The following is a 21,786-nucleotide window of genomic DNA, read 5'->3' as shown; positions in this document are numbered from 1 at the left end:
GGTGTTTTTTCGTGGAAATCGACATCAGCGCAATCGAACGACAGGACAAATACAAGCTGCTGATCGGCTGCATCGTACCGAGGCCGATCGCCTGGGTGACCTCGATCGGCCGAGCCGGTGTCCTGAATGCGGCTCCGTTCAGCTATTTCAATGTGGCGAGCATTGAACCGATGATGGTTTCCATTGCGGTCATGCGCAAGCCAGGCAGTGTCAGAAAGGATACTGCTCGCAACATCGCGGAAACAAAAGAGTTCGTCGTCAATATGGTGGACGTCTGCAATGTTGACGTTGCCAATGAAACCTCTGCCGACTTTCCTCCAGAGATAGGGGAAGTGGATGCGCTCGGGCTGGCCACCGAGCCAAGTGCGGTCGTACGTCCGCCCCGGCTGGCCGACTCTCGCATCCACTTTGAGTGCAGGCTCCATCAAATCGTCACACTGGGCGATCCTGTCACGTCCGACCTGATTATCGGCGAAGTCGTTCACGTCCATGTGGAAGACCGTTTGTACCAGAACGGGAAAATCGACATCGAAGCCTTTGCTCCTGTCAGCCGTCTGGCAGGACAATCATATGCCAGGCTGGGTGAGCTTTTTGAACGTCCGCGGCCGGTGTACCAATCGAATAGCAAGTAAAGACCGTCTGCGGACGGTCTTTATTATTTGGAGCGTGCCCAGCAAGCCGTTAATTGCTAGTTGGTGAAAGTCCAACCGAGGCAGGAGCCAAGTCACCTCGTAGCTGACAGGCAACTGGTGGAGAAATCCTAAGGTTGAAGCCCTGTGACAAAGTAACTCGAAAGAGTGCGAGCAAATCAGCAGGCCGTAACATAAAGTGAATCCTGCAGCCTCGTTAAGAAAGACCACCGAGAGGTGGACAAAGGGAAGCCGAGCTTGTTTCATATGGGCGAAGGCCAAGGACGGTGTGGAGAACTTGGAATACAGCACCTATGAATCCCTCGGGGTATGGGGAGCGGTATGTTGAGAAAGTAGTTAACGGAACTGGGGAGACCCTACTCTGCACGCCCCGTCAGGAGCGTAAAACGGAAACCTATAACCGTAAGGGAAGTGGTGGATGGCAGAGAGGGAGTCGGAGGGGTTCATAGTACCGATGAACATAAGGACAACACAACCTTATGGAGGGAAGGAGCCCTGCTTTGTTCACGGGTCGAAGGAGGTAAGAGTGAGTGAATGCAAGTAAACTTGCTAACTACACCGATGTAAAAGCTCGACAACTTTGGACAACCCTATATCTTTGTGCCAAGGCAAACTCAAAACGGCGATTTCATGCCTTGTATGACAAAATCTACCGCCCGGATATTCTAGCGACAGCTTGGAGGAGAGTAAAAGCAAATAAAGGGAGCGGAGGAATCGACGGACAATCCATCGCACAGATTGTGGAGGAGTATGGGGAGAGCCGTTTTCTTAACGAGATCTATCTAGATTTAAAAGAAAAGCGGTATCGTCCACATCCGGTTCGTCGAACTTACATCCCTAAACCGGATGGCAAGAAACGTCCACTCGGCATCCCGACGATCAAGGATCGGGTGGTCCAAATGGCTACTAAGCTAGTCATTGAACCGATCTTTGAAGCTGATTTTCGGGACTGTTCTTATGGCTTTCGGCCAGGAAGAAATGCTCACCAGGCAATTGCACAGATACGCAAAGCAAGCAAGAGGTGTTATTGGGTCGTAGATGTTGACATTAAAGGGTATTTCGACAACATCAACCATGAGAAGTTGATGAAACTGGTCGAAATGAGAATCAGCGACAGACGTGTTCTGAAACTTATCCGACAATGGCTGCAGGCTGGGGTCATGGAAAATGATCAATTCCATGAAACAGAACTGGGAACTCCGCAAGGAGGGGTAATCTCGCCTCTTCTTTCAAACATCTATCTAAACTACATGGACACCATTTGGGAAAATCAATTCTCCCATCTTGGCACACTTATCCGCTATGCGGATGACTTCGTTATCATGTGCAGAACCAAACAAGAAGCATTGGAAAGCATTCAAGTGCTGATGGCTATTCTAAACAAGCTGGAGCTTAGTCTCAGTAAAGAGAAATCTAGACTCGTTAATATTTGGGACAATTCCACTGGGTTTGACTTTCTTGGGCTGCACCATCGCAAATTCCCCGTGTTCAACAAAGGGGGGAGCAAGGTATTTGCTATGTCTCATGTACCAGCTAAGAAAGCAATGAAGGAAATGAGACGTAAAATTAAGGAATACACTGCACCAAGGAACAAACTGTTTCTGTCTCTAGAAGAGCTAGTGAAAGGGCTAAATCGCAAGCTAAGGGGGTTCAAGAACTACTACTTCATCTCGCCCATCGCCAAACGATGGGCAAGACGGATAGACTGGTATGTGATTGAACGCCTTACAATCTTCTGCAACAAGAAAAGAAGCAAGCGGAATAAACATGCCGGAAAGCTGAAGGTCATACAAAACACGCAGGGTAGTTTATTGAAATTAGCCGGATAAAGTAAGCCGAATGCCAAAGAAAGAAGAACATCGGAAAGCCGTATGAGGGAAAACCTCACGTACGGTTTGATGAGGGGGAGCTGAAATGAGCAAGGCGACCATACGGTCGCCCGAAAGTTTCAGTTCTCTACTCTACAAATCAAGCACAACCTTGGGCTTTCGGCACATAAACTGTGGTGGACCCAAACGGGCACAGATATACAGAGGAGGAGTCTTTGTGCAATTTTATTACGATGACAAGATGCCGCTCAGGATTCTGGACGAGGGAGACTTTTGGAAGCAGCAAGAGAACGAGCATACCGTTGTGCTTCGGGAGCTTGCGCCCAATCTGGAAACGCCGTTCGTAGAGGCACTGATGGCGTGGGAGCAGGCTTTTGCTCAAACGCAAGGCATGTTCGTACGATACATCGAAGTTGTCGTGAGGTCGGGCAATCAGGTGAGCGCTGAAACGCTGCACCAAATCAGGGAGCTGGTCACATTCGCGATGCAGCAGAGTGAGCAGTTTATCCAGCTCCTTAACCAAATAGGGGAAACAAGTGCACCGTATCGCAACAATCCCGTAGCCATAACTGTGCTCAACCACATTCGCCGGGAATCGGAATACTTTATCGGCATTACGCAGGCCCTGCTTGCCAATCAGGTGATCTGACGACGAGTCGTTTTATTCGAACCCCGGGTAATGGGATACGGCGTCTTTTCGAAGGCTGCGGTCGTATTCTCCGGCTGTTCCGGAATTTGCCGGTGTTCCGTACGGTGTGGCGTTTGGTTCCATGCCAGGGGGGAGAAGGACGTTTTGCTGGTAATACATGCTTCGGTCGCTATCCAAAACAGCGTTTGTCCGCATCTGTCCGGGCGACTCATTTGCAGGCGTGCATCCTGCCAACATTGCAGCCAGAAACATGATCAGAAATGGCATCGAATTCACCTCAGTTGTAGAGTGGTCGTAGCTTTGCCATTTCATACGCCAAACGGGGTCCGACCGCGTCCTCCGTCCCGGGACGGAGGACAAATCCCCCCAGGGCCAGTTTTGATCGGCGTTCCTTTCGGGTATCTTGGAGATACAAACGGAAACGGATACAAAGAGAGGAAGGAATGTCATGATGGAAAGACGTCTATATCGATCTCGTTACGACAAGCGACTGTTTGGTGTCTGCGGGGGAGCGGCCCGTTTTCTCGGGGTAGATGCTACATTGGTGAGGATCGGTGTGGTGATCCTGACCTTGTTTACAGGTGTGCCGCTTCTGATTTATTTTCTCCTGGCCTTGCTGATGCCAAAGGAGCCGGTTTGGTCTTACAGCCATGATGGCTGCGATCCTTTTGACCCGATGTTCGGACGCGGCTACGATCTGGACAGTGAGATCGAACGGCTGGAAAAACGCGCACTGGTCCAAGAGGTGCATCGCCTGCGCGCGGAATTGGCCAAGTGGAGAGGGATTTAGACGACAACTTTTTTGCCTTTCTGCATACGATGTAAGGTAGAGTGCAGCACTTACATAGGGAGGGAAAGGCAGTGTATCTCGGCGTGTTCGACATGAATCAGCGTCTGGAGCAGACCCGCAAGGTACTGCGGGAGAAACAGCACTTGAAGAAGCTGATTGAAGAAGATATTCGCGAGCTGGAGAAAGACGTAAAGAAGCTGGAAGAGTTGACCAGCACTACTGCAAACAGCGTCCGCGCATAACGCAAAAAGTGGCTCCGCCTGATCAAAAGGGGGCCACTTTTTTTATGCCTGTTATTGCTTTGTTAAAATCAACGGACCGTCAGCTGTGATTGCAATCGTATGCTCATACTGTGCCGACAGCTTGCCGTCACGTGTACGCGCCGTCCAACCGTCCTCGTCGATTTTCACATGATACGTCCCCACGTTCAGCATCGGCTCGATCGTAATTACCATGCCTTCTTTCAAGCGCGGCCCGCGGCCTGCCGGACCGTAGTGGGGAACATACGGCTCTTCGTGCATTTTTTGCCCAATGCCATGGCCGGTAAAGTCGCGAACGACCGAGTACCCTTGCTCCTGGGCGTAGGTCTGAATCGCATGGGAAATGTCGCCGATCCGATTGCCCACGACTGCCTGCTCAATCCCCAGGTACAGGGATTTTTCCGTGACCTCCAGAAGCCGTCTCGCTTCTTCCGAAATATTGCCGACAGCGTAGGACCAGGCGGAGTCGGCGAGCCAGCCATTGCGGTTGACGACCATGTCGATCGTGACAATATCTCCATCCTTGAGGGGCTCTTTTTTAGGGAAGCCGTGGCAGATAACATCGTTGACGGAAGCGCATGTCGCATATGGATAGCCGGAATATCCCTTTTGTTCGGGAGTTACGTTATGTTTTTTCAGAAATCCCTCGACGAATTGATCGATTTCCCAAGTCGTGATGCCCGGGCGGATCAATTTGGCCAACTCCCGATGGCAGGCAGCCAGAATCTCGCCTGCTGCTCTCATCTGGTCGATTTCTTCTTGGTTTTTGAGAATGATCATCGGTTCGCTCCTTCATAAAGTAAGTCTTTCTCTCTATAGTGTAGACCTGTTTGCCGTCGATTGCCACAGTCAATTCCGCATGGTAGGATGAGGAGGAAATATTGGAGACGGGGGGACTTGACTTGGACAAGTTTGAAGCACATTTGGCGAATTACCAGGCTCATGTGAAAGAAGACATCGAGAAAAGACTGGCCTTCATCCGTGAGCAGGTGGACGGACCTGGCCTGGGCGGTGCAGTCGTCGGAATTTCCGGGGGCATCGACAGCGCGGTGACAGCAGCGCTTTGCGTCCGTGCACTTGGGCGGGACCGGGTCATCGGCGTATGGATGCCTGCCTATTCACTTCCTGTCCACGAAGAGGATTCCCGCAAATTGGCAGAGGCAATCCAGCTCGATCTGTTTACGGTGGATATCGGTCCGGCGTATGATGCCATCCTGCCTGCTATTGAAGGTGTGCTGAAGCTGGACGATAAAACCCGGGGCAATACCAAAGCGCGTTTGCGCATGACGACGCTTTATGCGATCGCCAATCAAAAGGGGTACCTGGTAGCAGACACCTGCAATCGCAGCGAGGTTCATGTCGGATACATGACCAAAGGCGGCGACGGATTGGCTGACTTTAACCCGGTTGCCAGCCTGACCAAGCACGAGATGCGGATTCTCGCCCGTGAACTGGGGGTTCCCGAATCCATCATCGTCAAGCCGCCTTCTGCAGACCTGTGGGAAGGACAGACGGACGAACAGGAAATGGGCTTTACCTACGAGGAATTGGATCGGCTGCTGATCACAGGAGAAACAAATCCGGAGGCCAAGAAGCGCATCGATTACTTGCACCGAATTTCGGAGCACAAACGCCGTCTGATGCCGGAGATCTAAACATTGATTCTTTGTCCGGTTTGTACGATAATGAAAGGTACGCGCAAATCTTTCTAGTAAAGAGGTGGAACAGATGTCGACAACTGAACTGATGCTGAAAACGTCACTGGAAGGACGCGTTCTTCGGACCTTGCAAACGCACTTCCGCCGTCCGAACATCGTCCTTGTCCGAGAAAGCCTGGGTGCTAACGGACTGTCCCCTGAACAGGTAGAGGAAACTCTTCGCTTGCTTCAAGAAGGCAACCTGACCGTTGCTGAAATCATGAGCCAATTGCGGGAAAAGGGCTTTTTTGGATAATCTATGCCGCATGAAAAAAGACCGGTCTGACGATAGAGTCAGTACCGGTCTCAGCCTGTAGACAAAGTTCCGTAAGGAACAGGGTCTGCAGGCTTTTTTGTTGAATATAGAACATGTTACGTTTTCAAAAGTTATTTTTTAGAGGTGGCATTATGCTTAATAAGCAAGAGGCCGAAGGGCGTTATCAGATATCTGCATTCTCGCTAGATGAGTTGGTGCCAGAAGATCATCTCGTAAGAAAAATTGAAAATGCAATCGACTTTTCGTTCATCTATGACTTGGTGGAAAGCCTCTACTGTCATGACAATGGCAGACCCAGTGTTGACCCTGTAGTCTTAGTTAAAATTGCTTTCATCCAATATATTTTTGGAATTCGTTCCATGCGACAAACGATTAAAGAGATCGAAACCAATGTTGCCTATCGGTGGTTTATTGGCTATGATTTCAGTCAGCCCATTCCCCATTTCACGACCCTAGGCAAGAACTATGTTCGCCGTTTTCGGGATACTCAACTCTTCGAGTCGATCTTCCTTCGAATATTGGAGGAGGCGGTTCATCATGGATTCGTGAAGCCTGATGTGCTTTTCATTGATGCTACGCATGTAAAAGCCAGTGCGAATAAGCATAAATACGTGAAAGAAATCGTTGAAGAACAAGCGAAGAAATATCAAGAGCTGCTGGACGAAGAAATCAATCAGGATCGTATTGCACATGGAAAGAAGCCCCTTGAAAAAAAGACAGAAACTTCGAAGAAGGAGGTGAAAGTCAGCACAACTGACCCGGATTGCGGATTGTTTGTAAAAGGGGAAAAGGAACGTGTATTTGCTTATAGTTTTCATACAGCATGTGATCGAAATGGATTTGTGCTTGGTGCCAAGGTAACGCCAGGCAATGTGCATGACAGTCAGGTTTTTGAGGATGTTTTGAATCAAGTGCGAAAGACGTTTGCACAGCCTCAAGCTGTGGCAGTGGACTCGGGATACAAGACGCCTTACATCAGTAAAACACTCCTTGATGACCAGATTCGCCCCGTTATGCCCTACACAAGACCACGCACCAAAGAAGGTTTTTTTAAAAAGCACGAATATGTGTATGATGAATATTTCGACTGCTACATCTGCCCGAACGAGCAAATCTTAACATATGAGACAACAAACAAGGATGGGTACCGTATCTATCGATCAAATTCTCAAGTTTGCCGAAGTTGTCCGTTCTTGAAACAATGCACGGAAAGTAAAGACTACACAAAGAGAGTGAGTCGCCACATCTGGGCTGATTACCTCGAAGAGGTAGACCACCTCCGGCATACCGAGGAAAACAAACAAATCTATAGCAAACGGAAAGAAACGATTGAACGTGTATTCGCTGATATGAAGGAAAAGCATGGCATGCGTTGGACGACCTTACGAGGACTGGAGAAGGTCACGATGCAGGCGATGCTTGTTTTCGCTGCCATGAACTTGAAAAAAATGGCGACCTGGCTATGGAAATCAGGTCGCCAAAAGGTGAACGATCAAAACACCTTCGGTATTTTCATCAAATTATTAAACAAACTCCCTCTGCTGTTCGTTCAGCGAGGGAGTTTGTCTGCAACCTGAGACCGGTCTGACGATAGAGTCAGTACCGGTCTTTTTTCATGTGAAAAACGTCCAGACGCATGTTCGGTTCTGCAGCTTGCGGGCTTTGTTTTACGGAGTGGATGGCCCCCGCGCAGGAACACGCCGCGCACGCTTGCGACGGTACCATTGCAAAGCGGAGTACACCAGGAAGTAGCTTCCGATGGCGACGATCAGCCCCATGACGGCACTTCCGGTAAAATAAGCCAATCCTTTTTCCTTCATCCAGACCAGCCAGCCCGCGACCGATTCATTGTTGTGTTCCAGATGCTCCTGAAGAGGCCTGCCCACGATCGAGTAACCCAATTGATAGTTCAAAACCATGAAGATAGGCAAGACCAGCTTGCCGATGACGAAGCCGATCAGTCCGGCAGGCAGGCTGCAACGGAACAGTTTGACCAGCGGAAAGAGCAGGAGAAATGCCAGACCAAAGGTCGGCAACGTAATGAACTCGACGAAAATACCAACGGAGAATCCGCGAGCCACAAAGGATGGGGCTCCCTTCATCCGGATGAGCTTGTAGTACTCGTACTTCATTTTTCGGAAGATTTTTTTCCACATGCCGGCTTGTCCCTCGTTTACCAGTTCAACTCATTCAACTCATTATAGCGAAAAGGGACCAAGAAAGCCACGGCTGACGTGCAGTTTTTCGTCATTTTTCTACAGCAATTTCCAAAATCAGGGAATATGGTTGGGCGAATGTTTGTGCCTGAGCTTTGTTTTTGGCATAATGAGGGAGTAGTTTATCCGGTGTTGAAATGTGGTGTCTTGCATGGAGGAAATCGTAACATCGTTTGGCGGATATATCACACACTATGGTTATGGAGCCTTGTTCGGCTTGTTTTTTCTAGGAATTCTCGGAATGCCCCTTCCGGAGGAAACACTGCTCGTCTTCTCGGGGTTTTTGGTGTCCACAGGGCAGTTAAAGCTCGTTCCCACCTTTATCGCTTGTTTCTTGGGGTCGATCTCCGCGATGACGTCAGCGTACTGGATCGGCAGAACCTTGGGCTTTTCCTTTATCGAGCGGTACGGGAAAAAGTTGGGACTGGGCTACTCCCTGTATAAAAAAACGGAAGGATGGTTTAACAAGGTAGGAAAATGGGCGTTGCCGCTCGGTTATTTTATCCCTGGTGTCAGACAGTTTACCGCGTATTTCGCCGGGATTACCCGTCTGCCGTTTCCGACCTTCATGCTGTACACCTATTCAGGTGGGCTGTTTTGGAGTGTTTTATTCGTCACACTCGGGTGGCAGTTGGGCGAACGCTGGGACGAGCTGTTCAATCTCATTGCCAGAAACCTGGCGATCTTCTTCGTAGCCGTATTTGCCCTGATCGCCGCATGGTCTTTTTGGCGCATGCGCAGGGCACAGTCAAAACCGAAAAGGGGGAATCACACTTGAGCGAAGAGCAACAAGACAACCGCGGTACGGGTGAGAACCTGCCGGCAGTTCAAAAGTCGAGAGAATTGGTTCCCATCGAGCTGCCTGAACAGCACCAGCGCTTTTACGACAAGCTGAGAGCCAAAATCGAGGCGTTCATTCGGGAGCAGAGCGGCAACGAAGCGGTGGCGAAATACATTTTGCTTGCTCCGGACCTGTTTGTTTTGCTGGCGCGGCTGCTGGTCGACAAGCGCGTCGGTCTGCAGGCCAAGGCTTTGGCCGGAGCTGCCGTCGCTTACTTCATTTCACCGATCGATTTTATCCCGGAGGCGATTACAGGCGCTTTCGGACTGCTGGACGATGTCGTGTTCGCCGTTTATGCGCTGAGAAAAATACTCGTGGATGTCGACGAGAGCATCGTGAAGGAGCACTGGAACGGAGAAGAAGACTTGCTCCGCGTCATCACCAAGGTCGTCCGTTCTGCAGATGATCTGCTGGGCAAAAAGCTGGTGAAAAAGATCGAACAGACACTGTTTCGAAAAAAATAAAACGAGAGGTCCTATCTATGAAATATTTGCTTGATTATCAAGAGGGAGAACGGGTTGTCGCGTTTTGTCTGGTGAAAAGCAAGGAAGCGGGGGTCGCCAGCAACCAGAGCGAGTACCTCAATCTGGAGCTGGGAGACCGTTCGGGCACGATCAGTGCCAAGCTGTGGGATGTCACACCCGAGCTCAAAGAAGAGATTCAGGTTAAGTCCGTCATCAAAATTGATGCCGCTGTGCAAAGCTACCGGGGGAAAAAGCAGCTGGTCATCCAGCGGGTCCGGCTGGCGACAGCATCGGATGAGGTGCAGATGGAATCTCTGGTGCCCGTCTCACCCTTCCCTGCAGACGAGCTTTGGGACAAGCTGATGAAAGCGGTCGACAGTCTGAAAAGCGATACGCTGAAGACCATCGTCACGGAAGCCTTGAGCGACCCGGAAACGGCAGAAAGACTGCGTGCTTTCCCGGCTGGCGTGAGAATGCACCATCAGTACTATCACGGGCTTCTGGAGCATATCGTCTCGCTGCTCTCCGCAGCGGAGAGGCTGCTCCCGCTCTATCCGCAGGCGGATCGGGATGTGCTGGTGGCGACCTGCATTCTCCACGATATCGGCAAGCTGTACGAGCTGTCCGATCCGATCGCTCCCGAATATACAACGCCCGGACAATTGATCGGCCATTTGGTGATGGGAGTGGAAATCGTCAGCGGCATCTGCCGCAAACACGATATTCCGCTGGGGAACGCGGAGGTGCTTCACCTGAAGCATTGCATTCTCAGTCACCACGGCGACGTGGAAAACGGCTGGGGAAGCGCCGTCTCGGGAAAAACGCCAACGGCCATCCTGTTCCACCACCTCGATATGATCGACAGCAAGATGAACGCGCTGGGTCAAACGTTGAGTGACATGGAAGACGAGGAGTGGGCCTATTCCGCGGTCGTAAAGAGGAAAATCTGGCGAGGGTATTGATGCATGACAGCCTAAAAAAGTACCGTCTGCTTACGGCAGGCGGTTTTTTGCGGAAAGGCTCCTATTTTCATAGATCGAAAGCAGTGTGACTATTTCCTTATCTGGAACGTAATACCAAATAGACGTGATCAATAAGGAGGAGCTTTCATTGAAAAACGGAAGTAAAACATTGGTGGCGCTGATTGCGTGCTCGCTGCTCGCTATGCCGGCATGGGCTGCGGAAAAACAAGAGCGGCCGTTGATGACGACACTGCTCAACAAGCTGGAAGATCTGCCATTTCAAGCCCAACTGACAATCACCGGCGTGCGTGATGATATTCCGCTGCTCAAAAATATGAGGGTAGGGACGATCTCCCATCAAGATAATACATACACCGTCACCTTGTCCAATGCGGGCAAGACGGAACGGAGCGACGAGAAGGCAACTGCTACCATCAAGGTCAAAGAGGATGGAGAATTGATCTCCTTAAAGGCGAAGGAGCCGGATGCCGCAAGCGGAAAATTGCCCGATTTGTACGGAGATAAAAAGCTGGTAAACGATTTTGTAAACTACCGTCTCTCTCCCGATTTTACGGCAAGCTCGTTTGCGGTGTTGGGCATCGAGGACGGTCAGCACGAAAACAAAGCCATCTGGTCAGTCTATCCTACGATCAACGGCGTTCCGTTACAGAAGAAAGCAGCGGAAGTGGTCGTGAACGGAGACAGGGATATTGTGTTTGTCAAACGGGAAAACGTAAAGCTTCCGAATCAGTCCTCGGTCGATGATCCGCGAAAAGCGGTTCCGGTCCAAAAAGCGAAGGACGCTATCGCAGAAAATCTGAAGCTGGAGTTGGTTTACGATGAAGAAAACGGGAGCTGGCTGTACCTGCCGCGCACGGTAGAGGCGGTCAACGCTTTGACAGGAGAGCCGGTGTCTCCCATGCGCACAGTAAAGGAGGAGCAGGTCGAGATAAACGGTCAGGCTGACCTGTCTGCTTGGCAGGATAGCTTCAAGCTGGAGCGTGTTTTGAAAGCCGAGCTTCAGCTCCCCTCCGTGCCCGTTGATATTGGAGAGGAAACAAAGACAGCCGCCGAGAAAAATGGCAGATGGGATGCCCCTGTAACAAGGGCCGGCATTCACGCAGTTTTTGATAAAGAAAAGAAAGGCTGGACGATCAGTGTCGACGACGAAGCACGGAAAGAACGCGAGGAGCCGTTATCGGATCGGGAAGCAAGCAAAATGGCTGTCAACTTTGTTCAAAACGCATTGATTTCCGGAAAAAAATCTTTTCTCGTAAAAGAAATGAGTCTTTCTGCAGAACGGCCAAAATGGGCTGAAAAGTCGAAGGACTACCGGGAGTACACATACGCTTTCCACGAGGTGTTTGCCAATGGCGCAATAGGCTTGCAGCCGCTGTATACGATTGTGGTCGATGCGGATAGAGGCGGGATTCGCTCAGTAGAACACAAGATGACCAAACGTCCGGAAACAGAAGAAAAACTGGCGAGCGTCAAAGGAAAAGCGGCAACAGACGCAATTTTGCGCGACCTGGAGGTATCCCTGTACTATATTTATCCGGAATACGGAGGGCAGACCCCTTCGCTTCCGCAATTAGTCTACCTGCCGGTTAATATGGAAACTCTGGCGCTCAACGCCCAAACCGGAGAGCCGGTAAAACGCGTGCCCAAAGAGAAGCAGACAGACCTGGAGAAAGAGAAAGGGAAAAAGAAAAAGTCAGAAGAAGAGTAGAAAGCAGCGAAAAATTGGCGGGAGAGCGGTACGATTTCGCGCTGTTTACAGTGAGGGGGAGGATAATCCCCCTCCCTTTCTTTTTGTAGGCACAAATCTGCCCGTAAAAGGCCAGCAAGATATTTTCTAATCAGTCAGATTGGACAATCGGGGCAATCCGTAGTAGGATTTTTTTTATTCGTGTCGAATACCTTTGTGATTCCCATTTGTTTGGCGGTTGTTTTGCCAAGCGAACTAGAAGGAGAAAGTATATGAAACGGCCAACCTATACCCTGTCGAGTATCGTTAAAAAGGTGTTTCGGTCAGGCGAACGCTCGCTTCCTCGCGAAGAAATCTGTGCGCGTTTGAACGAGACCGGACTGATTTCCCTTCTGGACATGGATGCAGAAGCGCTGCTGGCCAAAGTACTGCAGATGGAACAGTCGCCTGTGCGCATCGGGCGGACAGAAGCGATCGTGGAGGTAACGTACCAGCCCCATCAACTGTTTGATCTGGCGTATCGTTTTTTGCGCGATACCCAATCGCCGAAAACGCTGGAACAGATCGTAGCTGAGCTGCGTCGACAAACGCAGTTTGGATGGAATCAGATCATGCGGATGCTGCAACTGGAGCGCGATCTTCGCTTCGTCCAATATCAGGGGGATGTTCGCTGGTTTTTGGCCGATTGGACATTGGCCAACGATCAGGTGTACCAATTTTGCCGCAAAAATGGCATTGCGCAAATATCTGTTAGGTCGCTTACGCATTTTCTGGAGCTGGAAGCAGAAGTGCCGCAGGGCTCCGTTTTTTTGTCCGCTCTGGACGATCGGTTTCGCACAGATGAGGAGACGCTTCACATCATTGTCCGCGAAGACATCACCGATTCTGAGGAAGATGATGCCGATGCCGAACCAGACGGCGAGCAAGTGGAATGGGAACTGGAGAAAGCAAGCGCCGAAGCAGCTCCCACAACCGCGCAAATCGAGCAACAGTCTGTAAACCAAGCACCTTCAGAACAATCCGAAGTGCGGGAAGAAATTGCTGCATCACCTGCCAAAGCACCCGATGAGCAGCAAGAAGCGCCGCCTACACGACAACATGAACAACATGAACAACTACAATTTGAGGAGGAATTGCCAATGAACGCTGTTCAAACTCAATCTGCTTATCAGGAGGCCAAGGAAATGCTTCGCCTGGCCCTGGACCGTCTGCAGGTCCGCAATCAGGAAATGGCTCAGGAGGTTGTTGCCCATTTCCAAAAAAGCAATATGCAAGCTATAGAAGTTCTGATGAAAGAGAAACATAAAAATGAGCAACTCGCACTTGGCATTGAGCAAGTGCTGAAAGCCAACGATCAGCAATGAGTGATCTGGAGGCCAAGATCCGGTTGGAGGTTAGGTTTGCCTTGCTGCGCGACATTATCGCGAGTTATCGGATTCGCCTACAGGAGATGGAACGGAAAGTTGTGGAGCTGTTCGCCGCCAATCAGTTGGCGGCCATATCCGAATGCATGGAGGAACAGCAACGCATAGTCAGACTGATTCGCAAGCTGGAGCAATTTATCAAGGAGTGGGAATCAGTCCAAGACGCCGGCATCTCGCACGAACCAAAACGAGAACATACGAAGACCTGAAATATGCGGTAGTTATAGGGGGATTGCGCTAGATCCCTGCGCATGCCGCGACGGGATAGAAAGGAGATCCAAACCCCTTATGTCTGTAGGAAGAAACGAACTGTGTCCCTGCGGTAGCGGGAAAAAATACAAAAAATGCTGCGGTGTCGTAACACCGATTACGGAGCTCCGCAGCCGCCATGAACAAAAGCTCCAGAAGGAGTACGCCGGCTGGGTAGAGCGGCTGAATCACTTTGTCAGCGGACAGGTGAGCAGCGATGCCGTTCAGGAGCTGCGTGCCCGTTTTGCCACTGAAGTCGGTCTGTCCGGGGAGAGCGTCATGAGCCCGGAGTGGACGGCGCACTTCTTCAACTGGCTTGTACTGGACGTCAAGACGAACGGCGACACGCCGATTGAAAACTATCTCAAGCAGCACGGGCGCCGGATGGAACCTGATCTGCGCCGTGCGTTCTCCCGTCTGAATCTCGATGTTTACGAGATCGTGCAGGTAGACCGTGACGCGCTGACCGTTCAGCATCCGTTGCGCGGCGACGTCCGATACGTCATCAGAACAAATACATTGCAGGTTGAGCCGGGGCAATTGATTGCCGGCCGCCTGCTTTCGCTCGGATTGCGCGATGTGCTGTTCACCGGCAGCATCGTCCTGCAGCCTCACCTGAAGCCGGCGCTGCTGGAGTGGCTCAAAGCCCATCCCGAGATTTCCAAAGCGGCAGACGACAGCGCCGAACGCACCTACACCACTGCCTTCTATCGCTTTATCGTACAGTTTGGCGCGGAAGAAACTCCCCGGAGCGTGCAGGGCATGGTTCGGCGCGTTTATCAAGTTCCGGATATGTCCCGCCTGCAGCGGATGATTGAATCGCATCGAATGCTGGAGCTGAAAAAGCGGGAGGGCTCTCGCGAGATTTGGGTCTACGCCCCGCGGAAGGAAGAACATCTTTTTACAGCGTTAAAGGACACGCTGCTGGAATTGTATGAGGTTCAGGCGGAAGTTCTGATCCAGGACGGAACAGTCTTGTTGGAAGGGTATGCTCCCCAACTGGATGAGCTGGCAGCACTCTTGCAGCTCCCGCAAAGCTCCGGGGAGGAAGCGATCACAGCTCTGTCCTCGACGGGAGCAAAGCTGACCAAAGGAACGCTGTTCATCACAAGTCAGCCTACGCTGCCCTCCAAAGTGCTGCAATGGGCTGTCCAGACGTACTTTACGGAAAAATGGCTGTTGTCCGCGAACGACGCACTGGACGGTCTCGCACCGGTCCTGGTCGCTGCATCTGACAATGAGACGATGCAGGACAAGCTCCACAAGCTGGTGGAGCAGTTGGAAAAAGACAACAAGCTGGGTCAGGGCGTTGCCCGGTTTATCCGGGTGGAGTCGCTCAAATCGCGCCTGGCCATCGCAAACGATGATTTGCATATCGCCGGCTTGCTCTCCAGACCGTTGATCGAGGGATTGCCTGAGAGCGTCTATACGGTTCAACCGGAGCGTTTGGCTGATATCCACCAATTTGTTCAGGAGATGACCGAAGGCAAGTCTGAGGCAACGGTGAAAAAGTACGACGAGGTCATGACCAACTTCCGCTCGTTTGTACGGAGCGCCTTTGGTCCCGGATTTTCCTGGGAGCAATTCAGACGCGAGGACCTGGCATACTTCCTGGTTCACGACATCTTTACGCGTGTGGATGCTTCGACGAAGACGCTGGCAACCAATCTGCTGTCGGTTTTGACCGCTTTCTTCAAATGGCTGGACAAACAGCATCAGACAACGCTGACGCCGGTCATGCAGCCGCTTTTGGCAGAATTGAAGGATACGCTTCCTGAAGCATACCGCTACCGGACTTTGCTGGAAAAGGATGCACATCAGCGGCTGTTTGGCAGCGAAGAGAGCTTCCGCACGGTGAAGGAAGAGACAATGGTTCTGGAAGAGAAAACAGCGGAAGGCTGGTACGTCAAAAACAGCAAGGGCGATCGGGTACTGCTCACGCTTCCGGCAGAGGATGTCCTGCAGCTCGCTTCCGACTGGCTGATTTCCGGACTGGTCGGCCAAACCGGTGACGATACATGGAGCTTGATCGGAACACCCGAGCTTTATCCGCCTGTTATCGGCCAGCTTATGGGACTCAAGCAGCGAGTTCTGGTATAAATAAAACAACAACCCCGAGGCTATCCTGGTCAAGACCCCATTTAGTGGACAGTAAGAAAAAACCCGACCGTTAGACCGACAGCTGACGTCTGAATTCAACAGGCGTCAGCCTTTTTAATTTTCGTTGTGGTCGACTTTGGTTGTAGAATTGAATATATTCCTCAATTCGCCTTTGTGCCTCATCCACACTTCGGATATCATAAGGGTAGAGCCCTTCCGTTTTGAGATGCGAGAAGAAGCTCTCCATCGAGGCATTATCATAACAGTTGCCTCTCCGAGACATGCTGATTTGGGCGCCAACCTTCGGCAACATGTCGTGGTAAGCGTAGGACGTGTACTGGAATCCCTGATCGCTGTGAACGATCAGTCCAGTCACGTCTTTCGTCTTTTTAAAGGCTTTCTCAAAGGTCCGTAGGACCAACTGATTGTCGTTGCGAACTCCAATGTGGTAAGCCACAATCTCATTATTAAACAAATCCTTAATAGCAGACAGGTAGAGCCACGTATCCGCGACACGATACTGTGTGACATCGGTTACCCATTTTCGATTAGGTGCATCCGCTTTGAAATTCCGCTGCATCACATTCTCAGCGACTCGTCCACCTTCGGTTGAAGCATAGTGACCTCGATATTTGCGGCGTATTCGAGAACGGAGCTTCATTTCTTGCATCAGACGTAGTACCTTCTTATGGTTGACCCATACCCCGTGATCTCGTAAGAGAAACAGCTGGGTTTGTCGATACCCATATTTACCATCATACTTCTTATAAACTACTTTGATGAGGTCTTTCACGGGCTTGTCCCGGTCCGCTTGTTGCCGTTTCAAGTATGCATAGTATCCACTTCTTGAGACTCCAAACAGCTTGCAAAGTTCACTAGTCGTATACTCACCAGCTACTTGCTTGATCGCCTCATACTTATGGGCTGCACCTCCCGCATCCAGATTTTCAAACACTTTTTTAGCATCGAGTTCTCTCGTTTTAGCTTTTTAACATATCGATCTTGATCAACATATTCTTCACGTCTACCTCGTTGATCCATCAACCCAAATTCGCCTAACTGTTTATATTTTTTCATCCATACTTTAAGCCGGTGGCGGTCCGGAATCCCCAGATGCTCCATGATTCGACGGTATGTCCATCCTTCTTCGATATGCAGTCGTATGGCTTCCACCTTTAATTCGTGAGAATAACTTCTAAACGTTTGCCCCTTTTTCACCATAAAAAATGCACCCCTTAAATTTCATCGGATTTACCAGGGGTTTAATCCAATGTCCATTCTAAGGGGTGCACTTCAATCCGAGCCCGGGGTTGTTGTTTTTTGCTTACGCAAGTCTGCGTAAATTGTTTGCGCTGGAATCTTGCGTTTATACCGTCTTGTTCCAGCTCGTAATTTCCTTGTCGCTTGGCAAAAGAAGACCAAGTGCGCCGATCAAAGGCATGAGCGAGCACACCGTGATGACAAAGGAAATGCTCTGAAGGTCAGCCAGGTAGCCGAGTACGAGAGCTCCCATGCCGCCCATTCCAAAGGCAAGGCCGATAATCAGGCCGGAGACGGTGCCGATGCGGCCGGGCAGCAATTCCTGTGCGTACACGACGGTAACGGAAAAGCTGGAGAGCATGACAAGCCCGCTCAAGAACAGGACAGGATACGTCCAGATTCCGGATACATACGGCGTGAGCAAGGTCAATGGAAGCGAGCCGAGCGTGGAGAGCACGAGCAAGTTTCTTTTTCCAAAGCGGTCAGCGATCGGCCCTCCCATGAAGGTTCCAATCGCTCCGGCGAGCAAAAATCCGAATACGCAAAGCTGTGCGCTGGCGTACTCCATCCCTTTGACATCCATTAAAAAGAACTGGTAAAAGCTTTGATAGCCCGCGTTCATCCAGGAACGGACACTGACGATGAGCACGAGCAGGCCAAGAGCGATCATCCGTTTTTGTTTAAAGCTGTACGCTACAGCCTCCTGCACGGCTTTCCTCGCTCGCTGCTGTCCCTGGTACCAGATCGCGACGTAAACCAGGACAGCGCTGGCTGCAGCCGCAGGAACAAGGAACCACATCGCACCTGGCTGGCCAAGCGGCTGAAAAATGAGGATGGTCATCAGCGGGGCCAGAGCCTGGCCGGCGTTTCCTCCCACCTGAAAAATCGATTGGCCGAGCCCGCGTCTGGGACCGGAGGCATGATGCGCGACCCGGGACGCTTCCGGGTGAAAGACAGCAGAGCCGATACCGACGCACGCGACAGCCAACAGTACCACGTAATACTGGTCGGCCAGGGCCAGGGCAAGCATGCCCAACCCGGAAATCAACAGCGCAATCGGAGGCATATAAGGGCGGGACTTGCGGTCGGAGACATAGCCTACGACTGGCTGAAGCACGGATGAAGTAAGATTCACTACAAGTAAAATAATGCCTACCTGCGTGTACGTCAGTGCCAAATTGCTCTCCAAAATCGGCAGCAAGGCGGGAATGACGGCTTGGATACTGTCGTTCAGCAGATGAACGAGACTAATGGCAAACAACATGCGATAAACCGTCGGAGCGGCGCTGGCCGCTGGGCTGGCATTCAAACTGCCGGTCTGGGCACTCATATCTTCCTTCATCTCCGTATTTTTTTGCTATTTACTGTAGCACTGTTTTTTCCGAACGTCATTACTGTAAGGTCAGCATATAGCATGCAAAAATAGGAGGATGAGAAACAGAAGAGCGGCACACACTATTCCCTAGCCGAAAAGGAGGGGTAGCATGGAAAAGAAGTCGAATGATCTAAACGGCAAACAGGAAAGTCACACGCGCCATGGCGGAGACGCTCACCGTTCTACACAAAAAGAGCCTGAGGGCCCCGTACAGGGCTTCAGTCAAGCGCCACACGGCAAACAGTAAAAGCGGGCTCCCTCATCGACACAGATGGGGGAGTTTCGCATGATCGGAACATTTTTCTACAAAAGCGGACATGAATGTGCTACAATACCTTAGTCAGTATTTTACCAATGGAAGAAAAACTTAGTGCTTATTGTCGAAAAGCACTTTTCTTATTTTCAGAAACATTTCCATACAATACCAAGCGTTTTCGCTGACAAGGAGATTGATGCACATGCCGGATACAGTCGGAAAAACGCGTACTGTTGCTCATAAGACGAAGAAACCAGTCCGCCGCCGCAATCTGCGCAAATGGTTGATGTTCTTTACTGTTTTTTGCTTGCTCCTGATAGGGGGAGTTGCCGGGGCGATCTACTTGAAAATTGACAACGCCCTCGATACGGTGACCTCGCCGCAGGACGGCTATGTGTCGCCTGCTTCTGTAAATATTGATCCTACATACCATAATGATAAACCTCTTTCTCTCGTAATTCTGGGGAGCGATAGCCGGCCTGAAACAGGCTCGATGAATACGGACGTGATGATTGTAGCGGTTGCCAATCCGACCACCAAAAAGGTGACAATGGTTTCTCTGCCGCGCGATACACGTGTAAAGATTCCAGGATACCGCGATTACCACAAGATCAATTCGGTCTTTGCCAACGGCGAGGCTGAGCGCCGTCAAGCCGAACGAAAGAAACAAATACCGACTGAAGACGGGATTTCGTTGACCAAAAAAACGTTGACCGAGCTTTTGGGCATCCCGATTGATCACTACGTAGCAGTCGATTTTGACGGCTTTAAAGCCGTTATTGACGAACTGGGCGGAGTGGAGGTCAACGTGGACCGCAAGCTGGTCTACGACGATCCGACCGATAACACGCATATCAACCTGAACCCGGGCGTTCAAGTGTTGAACGGCGAACAGGCCCTTGGCTATGTCCGCCACCGCCACGACAACCGGGGAACGAAGTACTATTCCAGCGACTTTGACCGCAACCGCCGCCAGCAGGAAGTCATCGCCGCAGTGATCAACAAGGTAGGCTCGCTGGAAGGCTTGACCAAAATTTTCAGCATCATGGATGTCGGAGCCAAGCACATACATACCGACTTGTCCAAGGAGCAGATCAAAGGGCTGGCTTATGATTTCAAAGGCTTGAATTCCGCTTCCGTGACGACTCTGGACAACGGCGCCTACTGGCAAGGAAGCTACACGTTCCTGCCAAAGGAGAACCTGAATTCGATACGTGCCGCGCTGCAAACGGAGATGGGGCAGACGGAAAGCATCGTTGCGAAATTAAACGACTCTCCAATTCTTGCGGCCGGGGACGATTCTTATGCCAGCAGCAAGCCTCGCACGACAAAGAAAACGAGCGAGTCGGCCGCTTCATCGCAACCGGCGAAGCCAAAGAAGGAGCAGGCAGCCAGCAAGCCGAAAGAAACGCAGCCTGACACCGCAGAGGCGGATGAAACAGTCGCGCCGCCGCCTGACATTATGGCGCCTGACGACAACCAGCAGAGCGGGCAGACGACTCCGACACCGGACGCCACCACTCCAGGATCGGGTGCGACGCCAGGCAACGGATCGACGCCGCCGCCGGATATTGTTCAACCAACGCCCACTCCTGCTCCAAGTCAGGAAATGACTCCACCACCAGCAGGGGAAGGCGAGAAAACGACCTCCTGATCCATAACAAAATGACAGAGGAACACCCGAGATGTCGGGTGTTCTTTTTTCGTCGATGCCGTATTTGGAAAAAGATTCATAAAAAAACTTTTTGGATAAATCATTGCAAAGTGGTTTAAAAACACCAAAAGCATGGTAAAATAATAATATGCTGAGAAGACAGATAAATCTGATAAATGAAACGGACAGGGAGGGATTTGGATGACAATTTTTCTGGTCAACCTGTTTCTGGTGATCGCGTTCGTGTACCTGATCAGCCGCCAACAAAACGAAGAAATCATATATGATGAAGATTTTTTTCTCCAGAACCCCTCAGCCCTTGAAGAATACCAACAGATGCCCATCGACTTCCAACAGGCGTTCTTTCGCAAACATAAGGACTGGATCAAGGAAAAATACATGCGCGGCGAAAGCTACGTGCTCGCTTTTTGCCCCAACAAGGAAGTAAGGCGTGCCTGGCTGTCGGAATTCGTCAATAACAAGGACTTGAACAATACACCCACCCCTTCGCCATGAAGGGGTTTTTCGTTGATCCCCCCGGCGTGGTATACTTCGGATAGGAACGTAAGTGTGCAACAGAAGGAGTAGACAAAATGCTGCAAAGACTGATTGAACTATGGGACCAAAACATGCCGGAGAACGGTATGATCCATGATGTGATTTTGCGTTCGGAGCATTCCTTGCTGGAAGACGAAGAAACCAAGGAAGTAAAGCTGATTATTGCTCCAGCCGAAGGGGAGCAGCCGGCTGCGTCTGTTTTTCTCTACGAGCTGGAGCCGGGAAAAAGCTGTGAAGTGGAGATCGAGCTGGAATACCCGGGCCTTGACCTTTCGGAGCAGGGTGAACGCTTGTGGGAGCAGGCGAGAGAGATTGTAGCAGAGGTGTCCCTATCGGAGAAAAAGCGATTCCTGGCCCCTGGCCAGTTGGCAGAAGCCACCTTTATCCTCGACTATCATTTCGTCGTGGAATGCTCCGATGAAGAGGGGACCGAGAAGATTATCAAGCAAGCGGCCAGCGATTTGGGAAAATTGCTGGGGCTGTAGGGGGAGGTCGGACAGAATGAAGAGAAGGAAAATGAAAGGAGCGTGGAGAATTGTATTACGCAAAGAAATGAATGAGCATTCA

General features: G+C 50.9%; 24 protein-coding genes and 1 pseudogene. 19 read left to right on the top strand and 6 right to left on the bottom strand.

What is annotated here, in order from left to right; all coding sequences use genetic code 11:
* Positions 1-11: 11 nt before the first annotated feature.
* From NSQ24_RS18440 to NSQ24_RS18430, 3 genes are all read left to right on the top strand, one after another.
* Entirely contained in the window at positions 12-632 is a 621-nt protein-coding gene (locus tag NSQ24_RS18440; RefSeq protein ID WP_003386698.1) for a flavin reductase family protein, read from the top strand.
* 548 nt (positions 633-1,180) lie between these two features.
* Complete coding sequence (ltrA, locus tag NSQ24_RS18435) at positions 1,181-2,479, top strand: group II intron reverse transcriptase/maturase (RefSeq protein WP_024985477.1); 1,299 nt, start codon at positions 1,181-1,183, stop codon at positions 2,477-2,479.
* A gap of 217 nt (positions 2,480-2,696) precedes the next feature.
* A complete protein-coding gene (locus tag NSQ24_RS18430) occupies positions 2,697-3,128 on the top strand; it encodes a DUF2935 domain-containing protein (protein WP_003386697.1) in 432 nt (143 codons plus the stop codon).
* Positions 3,129-3,140: 12 nt separating this feature from the next.
* Here NSQ24_RS18430 and NSQ24_RS18425 read toward each other — a convergent pair whose 3' ends face one another.
* Positions 3,141-3,395 carry a hypothetical protein gene (locus NSQ24_RS18425; RefSeq protein WP_122958779.1) on the bottom strand — a complete coding sequence of 85 codons (255 nt, stop codon included), beginning with the start codon at positions 3,393-3,395 and terminating at the stop codon, positions 3,141-3,143.
* A gap of 181 nt (positions 3,396-3,576) precedes the next feature.
* Between NSQ24_RS18425 and NSQ24_RS18420 the strand changes: the two genes are divergently transcribed.
* On the top strand, positions 3,577-3,918 hold the full coding sequence (locus tag NSQ24_RS18420; RefSeq protein WP_003386695.1) for a PspC domain-containing protein: 342 nt from the start codon (positions 3,577-3,579) through the stop codon (positions 3,916-3,918).
* A 71-nt stretch (positions 3,919-3,989) separates the two neighbouring features.
* A complete protein-coding gene (locus tag NSQ24_RS18415) occupies positions 3,990-4,160 on the top strand; it encodes a hypothetical protein (protein ID WP_003386694.1) in 171 nt (56 codons plus the stop codon).
* A 51-nt stretch (positions 4,161-4,211) separates the two neighbouring features.
* Here the strand turns inward: NSQ24_RS18415 and map are convergent, their stop codons facing one another.
* On the bottom strand, positions 4,212-4,958 hold the full coding sequence (gene map, locus NSQ24_RS18410; RefSeq protein ID WP_003386693.1) for a type I methionyl aminopeptidase: 747 nt from the start codon (positions 4,956-4,958) through the stop codon (positions 4,212-4,214).
* A 122-nt stretch (positions 4,959-5,080) separates the two neighbouring features.
* On the opposite strand from map, the gene nadE reads away from it, so the two are divergent.
* From nadE to NSQ24_RS18395, 3 genes are all read left to right on the top strand, one after another.
* Positions 5,081-5,833 carry an NAD(+) synthase gene (gene nadE / locus NSQ24_RS18405; protein WP_122958795.1) on the top strand — a complete coding sequence of 251 codons (753 nt, stop codon included), beginning with the start codon at positions 5,081-5,083 and terminating at the stop codon, positions 5,831-5,833.
* 73 nt (positions 5,834-5,906) lie between these two features.
* Positions 5,907-6,131 carry a hypothetical protein gene (locus NSQ24_RS18400; RefSeq protein WP_003386691.1) on the top strand — a complete coding sequence of 75 codons (225 nt, stop codon included), beginning with the start codon at positions 5,907-5,909 and terminating at the stop codon, positions 6,129-6,131.
* A gap of 152 nt (positions 6,132-6,283) precedes the next feature.
* Positions 6,284-7,729 (top strand): IS1182 family transposase, encoded by a 1,446-nt coding sequence (locus NSQ24_RS18395; protein WP_024985259.1) that lies wholly within the window; start codon positions 6,284-6,286, stop codon positions 7,727-7,729.
* Positions 7,730-7,819: 90 nt separating this feature from the next.
* Here the strand turns inward: NSQ24_RS18395 and NSQ24_RS18390 are convergent, their stop codons facing one another.
* Positions 7,820-8,308 (bottom strand): DUF2062 domain-containing protein, encoded by a 489-nt coding sequence (locus tag NSQ24_RS18390; RefSeq protein ID WP_003386690.1) that lies wholly within the window; start codon positions 8,306-8,308, stop codon positions 7,820-7,822.
* A gap of 211 nt (positions 8,309-8,519) precedes the next feature.
* On the opposite strand from NSQ24_RS18390, the gene NSQ24_RS18385 reads away from it, so the two are divergent.
* From NSQ24_RS18385 to NSQ24_RS18355, 7 genes and pseudogenes are all read left to right on the top strand, one after another.
* A complete protein-coding gene (locus tag NSQ24_RS18385) occupies positions 8,520-9,146 on the top strand; it encodes a DedA family protein (protein ID WP_003386689.1) in 627 nt (208 codons plus the stop codon).
* Positions 9,143-9,673, top strand: coding sequence for a DUF1232 domain-containing protein (locus NSQ24_RS18380; protein WP_003386688.1), 531 nt, complete (start codon positions 9,143-9,145; stop codon positions 9,671-9,673). The genes NSQ24_RS18385 and NSQ24_RS18380 overlap by 4 nt, the downstream gene beginning before the upstream one ends.
* Before the next feature lie 17 nt (positions 9,674-9,690).
* Complete coding sequence (locus NSQ24_RS18375; protein ID WP_003386687.1) at positions 9,691-10,635, top strand: HD domain-containing protein; 945 nt, start codon at positions 9,691-9,693, stop codon at positions 10,633-10,635.
* Between the two features lie 148 nt (positions 10,636-10,783).
* On the top strand, positions 10,784-12,364 hold the full coding sequence (locus tag NSQ24_RS18370) for a hypothetical protein (protein ID WP_339166348.1): 1,581 nt from the start codon (positions 10,784-10,786) through the stop codon (positions 12,362-12,364).
* Positions 12,365-12,615: 251 nt separating this feature from the next.
* Complete coding sequence (locus NSQ24_RS18365; protein WP_003386685.1) at positions 12,616-13,707, top strand: hypothetical protein; 1,092 nt, start codon at positions 12,616-12,618, stop codon at positions 13,705-13,707.
* Complete coding sequence (locus tag NSQ24_RS18360) at positions 13,704-13,976, top strand: hypothetical protein (protein WP_003386684.1); 273 nt, start codon at positions 13,704-13,706, stop codon at positions 13,974-13,976. The genes NSQ24_RS18365 and NSQ24_RS18360 overlap by 4 nt, the downstream gene beginning before the upstream one ends.
* 49 nt (positions 13,977-14,025) lie before the next feature.
* A pseudogene (locus NSQ24_RS18355) lies at positions 14,026-16,116 on the top strand (SEC-C domain-containing protein); the annotation flags it as partial.
* 70 nt (positions 16,117-16,186) lie between these two features.
* On the opposite strand, the gene NSQ24_RS18350 reads toward NSQ24_RS18355, so the two are convergent.
* The 3 genes from NSQ24_RS18350 to NSQ24_RS18340 all read right to left on the bottom strand — a co-directional run bounded on the left by NSQ24_RS18350 (position 16,187) and on the right by NSQ24_RS18340 (position 18,706).
* Positions 16,187-17,071, bottom strand: a complete 885-nt coding sequence (locus tag NSQ24_RS18350) for an IS3 family transposase (protein ID WP_155808033.1) — start codon at positions 17,069-17,071, stop codon at positions 16,187-16,189.
* A complete protein-coding gene (locus NSQ24_RS18345; RefSeq protein WP_024985204.1) occupies positions 17,011-17,337 on the bottom strand; it encodes a helix-turn-helix domain-containing protein in 327 nt (108 codons plus the stop codon). The genes NSQ24_RS18350 and NSQ24_RS18345 overlap by 61 nt, the downstream gene beginning before the upstream one ends.
* Before the next feature lie 145 nt (positions 17,338-17,482).
* Positions 17,483-18,706, bottom strand: coding sequence for an MFS transporter (locus NSQ24_RS18340; RefSeq protein ID WP_003386682.1), 1,224 nt, complete (start codon positions 18,704-18,706; stop codon positions 17,483-17,485).
* A 154-nt stretch (positions 18,707-18,860) separates the two neighbouring features.
* Between NSQ24_RS18340 and NSQ24_RS18335 the strand changes: the two genes are divergently transcribed.
* The 4 genes from NSQ24_RS18335 to NSQ24_RS18320 all read left to right on the top strand — a co-directional run bounded on the left by NSQ24_RS18335 (position 18,861) and on the right by NSQ24_RS18320 (position 21,704).
* Positions 18,861-18,998, top strand: a complete 138-nt coding sequence (locus NSQ24_RS18335) for a hypothetical protein (protein WP_003386681.1) — start codon at positions 18,861-18,863, stop codon at positions 18,996-18,998.
* A gap of 211 nt (positions 18,999-19,209) precedes the next feature.
* Positions 19,210-20,661, top strand: coding sequence for an LCP family protein (locus NSQ24_RS18330; protein ID WP_003386680.1), 1,452 nt, complete (start codon positions 19,210-19,212; stop codon positions 20,659-20,661).
* Between the two features lie 201 nt (positions 20,662-20,862).
* Positions 20,863-21,177, top strand: a complete 315-nt coding sequence (locus NSQ24_RS18325) for a hypothetical protein (RefSeq protein WP_003386679.1) — start codon at positions 20,863-20,865, stop codon at positions 21,175-21,177.
* A 77-nt stretch (positions 21,178-21,254) separates the two neighbouring features.
* Positions 21,255-21,704, top strand: a complete 450-nt coding sequence (locus NSQ24_RS18320) for a hypothetical protein (protein WP_003386678.1) — start codon at positions 21,255-21,257, stop codon at positions 21,702-21,704.
* The last annotated feature ends 82 nt before the right edge of the window (positions 21,705-21,786 follow it).

Source organism: Brevibacillus sp. FSL L8-0520, from assembly GCF_037963895.1.
In the GTDB taxonomy this organism is placed as follows: Bacteria; Bacillota; Bacilli; order Brevibacillales; family Brevibacillaceae; genus Brevibacillus; species Brevibacillus borstelensis.
The sequence above is the reverse complement of the archived record's forward strand: the minus strand, read 5'-3'. Positions and strand labels throughout refer to the sequence as shown.

Bases quoted from the DNA above. Each gene is read 5' to 3' on its own strand.
- NSQ24_RS18330 (WP_003386680.1), top strand. From the start codon at position 19,210: ATGCCGGATACAGTCGGAAAAACGCGTACTGTTGCTCATAAGACGAAG.
- NSQ24_RS18420 (WP_003386695.1), top strand. From the start codon at position 3,577: ATGATGGAAAGACGTCTATATCGATCTCGTTACGACAAGCGACTGTTT.
- map (WP_003386693.1), bottom strand. From the start codon at position 4,958: ATGATCATTCTCAAAAACCAAGAAGAAATCGACCAGATGAGAGCAGCA.
- NSQ24_RS18425 (WP_122958779.1), bottom strand. From the start codon at position 3,395: ATGCCATTTCTGATCATGTTTCTGGCTGCAATGTTGGCAGGATGCACG.
- NSQ24_RS18335 (WP_003386681.1), top strand. From the start codon at position 18,861: ATGGAAAAGAAGTCGAATGATCTAAACGGCAAACAGGAAAGTCACACG.
- NSQ24_RS18345 (WP_024985204.1), bottom strand. From the start codon at position 17,337: ATGGTGAAAAAGGGGCAAACGTTTAGAAGTTATTCTCACGAATTAAAG.
- NSQ24_RS18395 (WP_024985259.1), top strand. From the start codon at position 6,284: ATGCTTAATAAGCAAGAGGCCGAAGGGCGTTATCAGATATCTGCATTC.
- NSQ24_RS18375 (WP_003386687.1), top strand. From the start codon at position 9,691: ATGAAATATTTGCTTGATTATCAAGAGGGAGAACGGGTTGTCGCGTTT.
- NSQ24_RS18385 (WP_003386689.1), top strand. From the start codon at position 8,520: ATGGAGGAAATCGTAACATCGTTTGGCGGATATATCACACACTATGGT.
- NSQ24_RS18340 (WP_003386682.1), bottom strand. From the start codon at position 18,706: ATGAGTGCCCAGACCGGCAGTTTGAATGCCAGCCCAGCGGCCAGCGCC.
- NSQ24_RS18390 (WP_003386690.1), bottom strand. From the start codon at position 8,308: ATGTGGAAAAAAATCTTCCGAAAAATGAAGTACGAGTACTACAAGCTC.
- NSQ24_RS18400 (WP_003386691.1), top strand. From the start codon at position 5,907: ATGTCGACAACTGAACTGATGCTGAAAACGTCACTGGAAGGACGCGTT.
- NSQ24_RS18360 (WP_003386684.1), top strand. From the start codon at position 13,704: ATGAGTGATCTGGAGGCCAAGATCCGGTTGGAGGTTAGGTTTGCCTTG.
- NSQ24_RS18325 (WP_003386679.1), top strand. From the start codon at position 20,863: ATGACAATTTTTCTGGTCAACCTGTTTCTGGTGATCGCGTTCGTGTAC.
- NSQ24_RS18365 (WP_003386685.1), top strand. From the start codon at position 12,616: ATGAAACGGCCAACCTATACCCTGTCGAGTATCGTTAAAAAGGTGTTT.
- NSQ24_RS18320 (WP_003386678.1), top strand. From the start codon at position 21,255: ATGCTGCAAAGACTGATTGAACTATGGGACCAAAACATGCCGGAGAAC.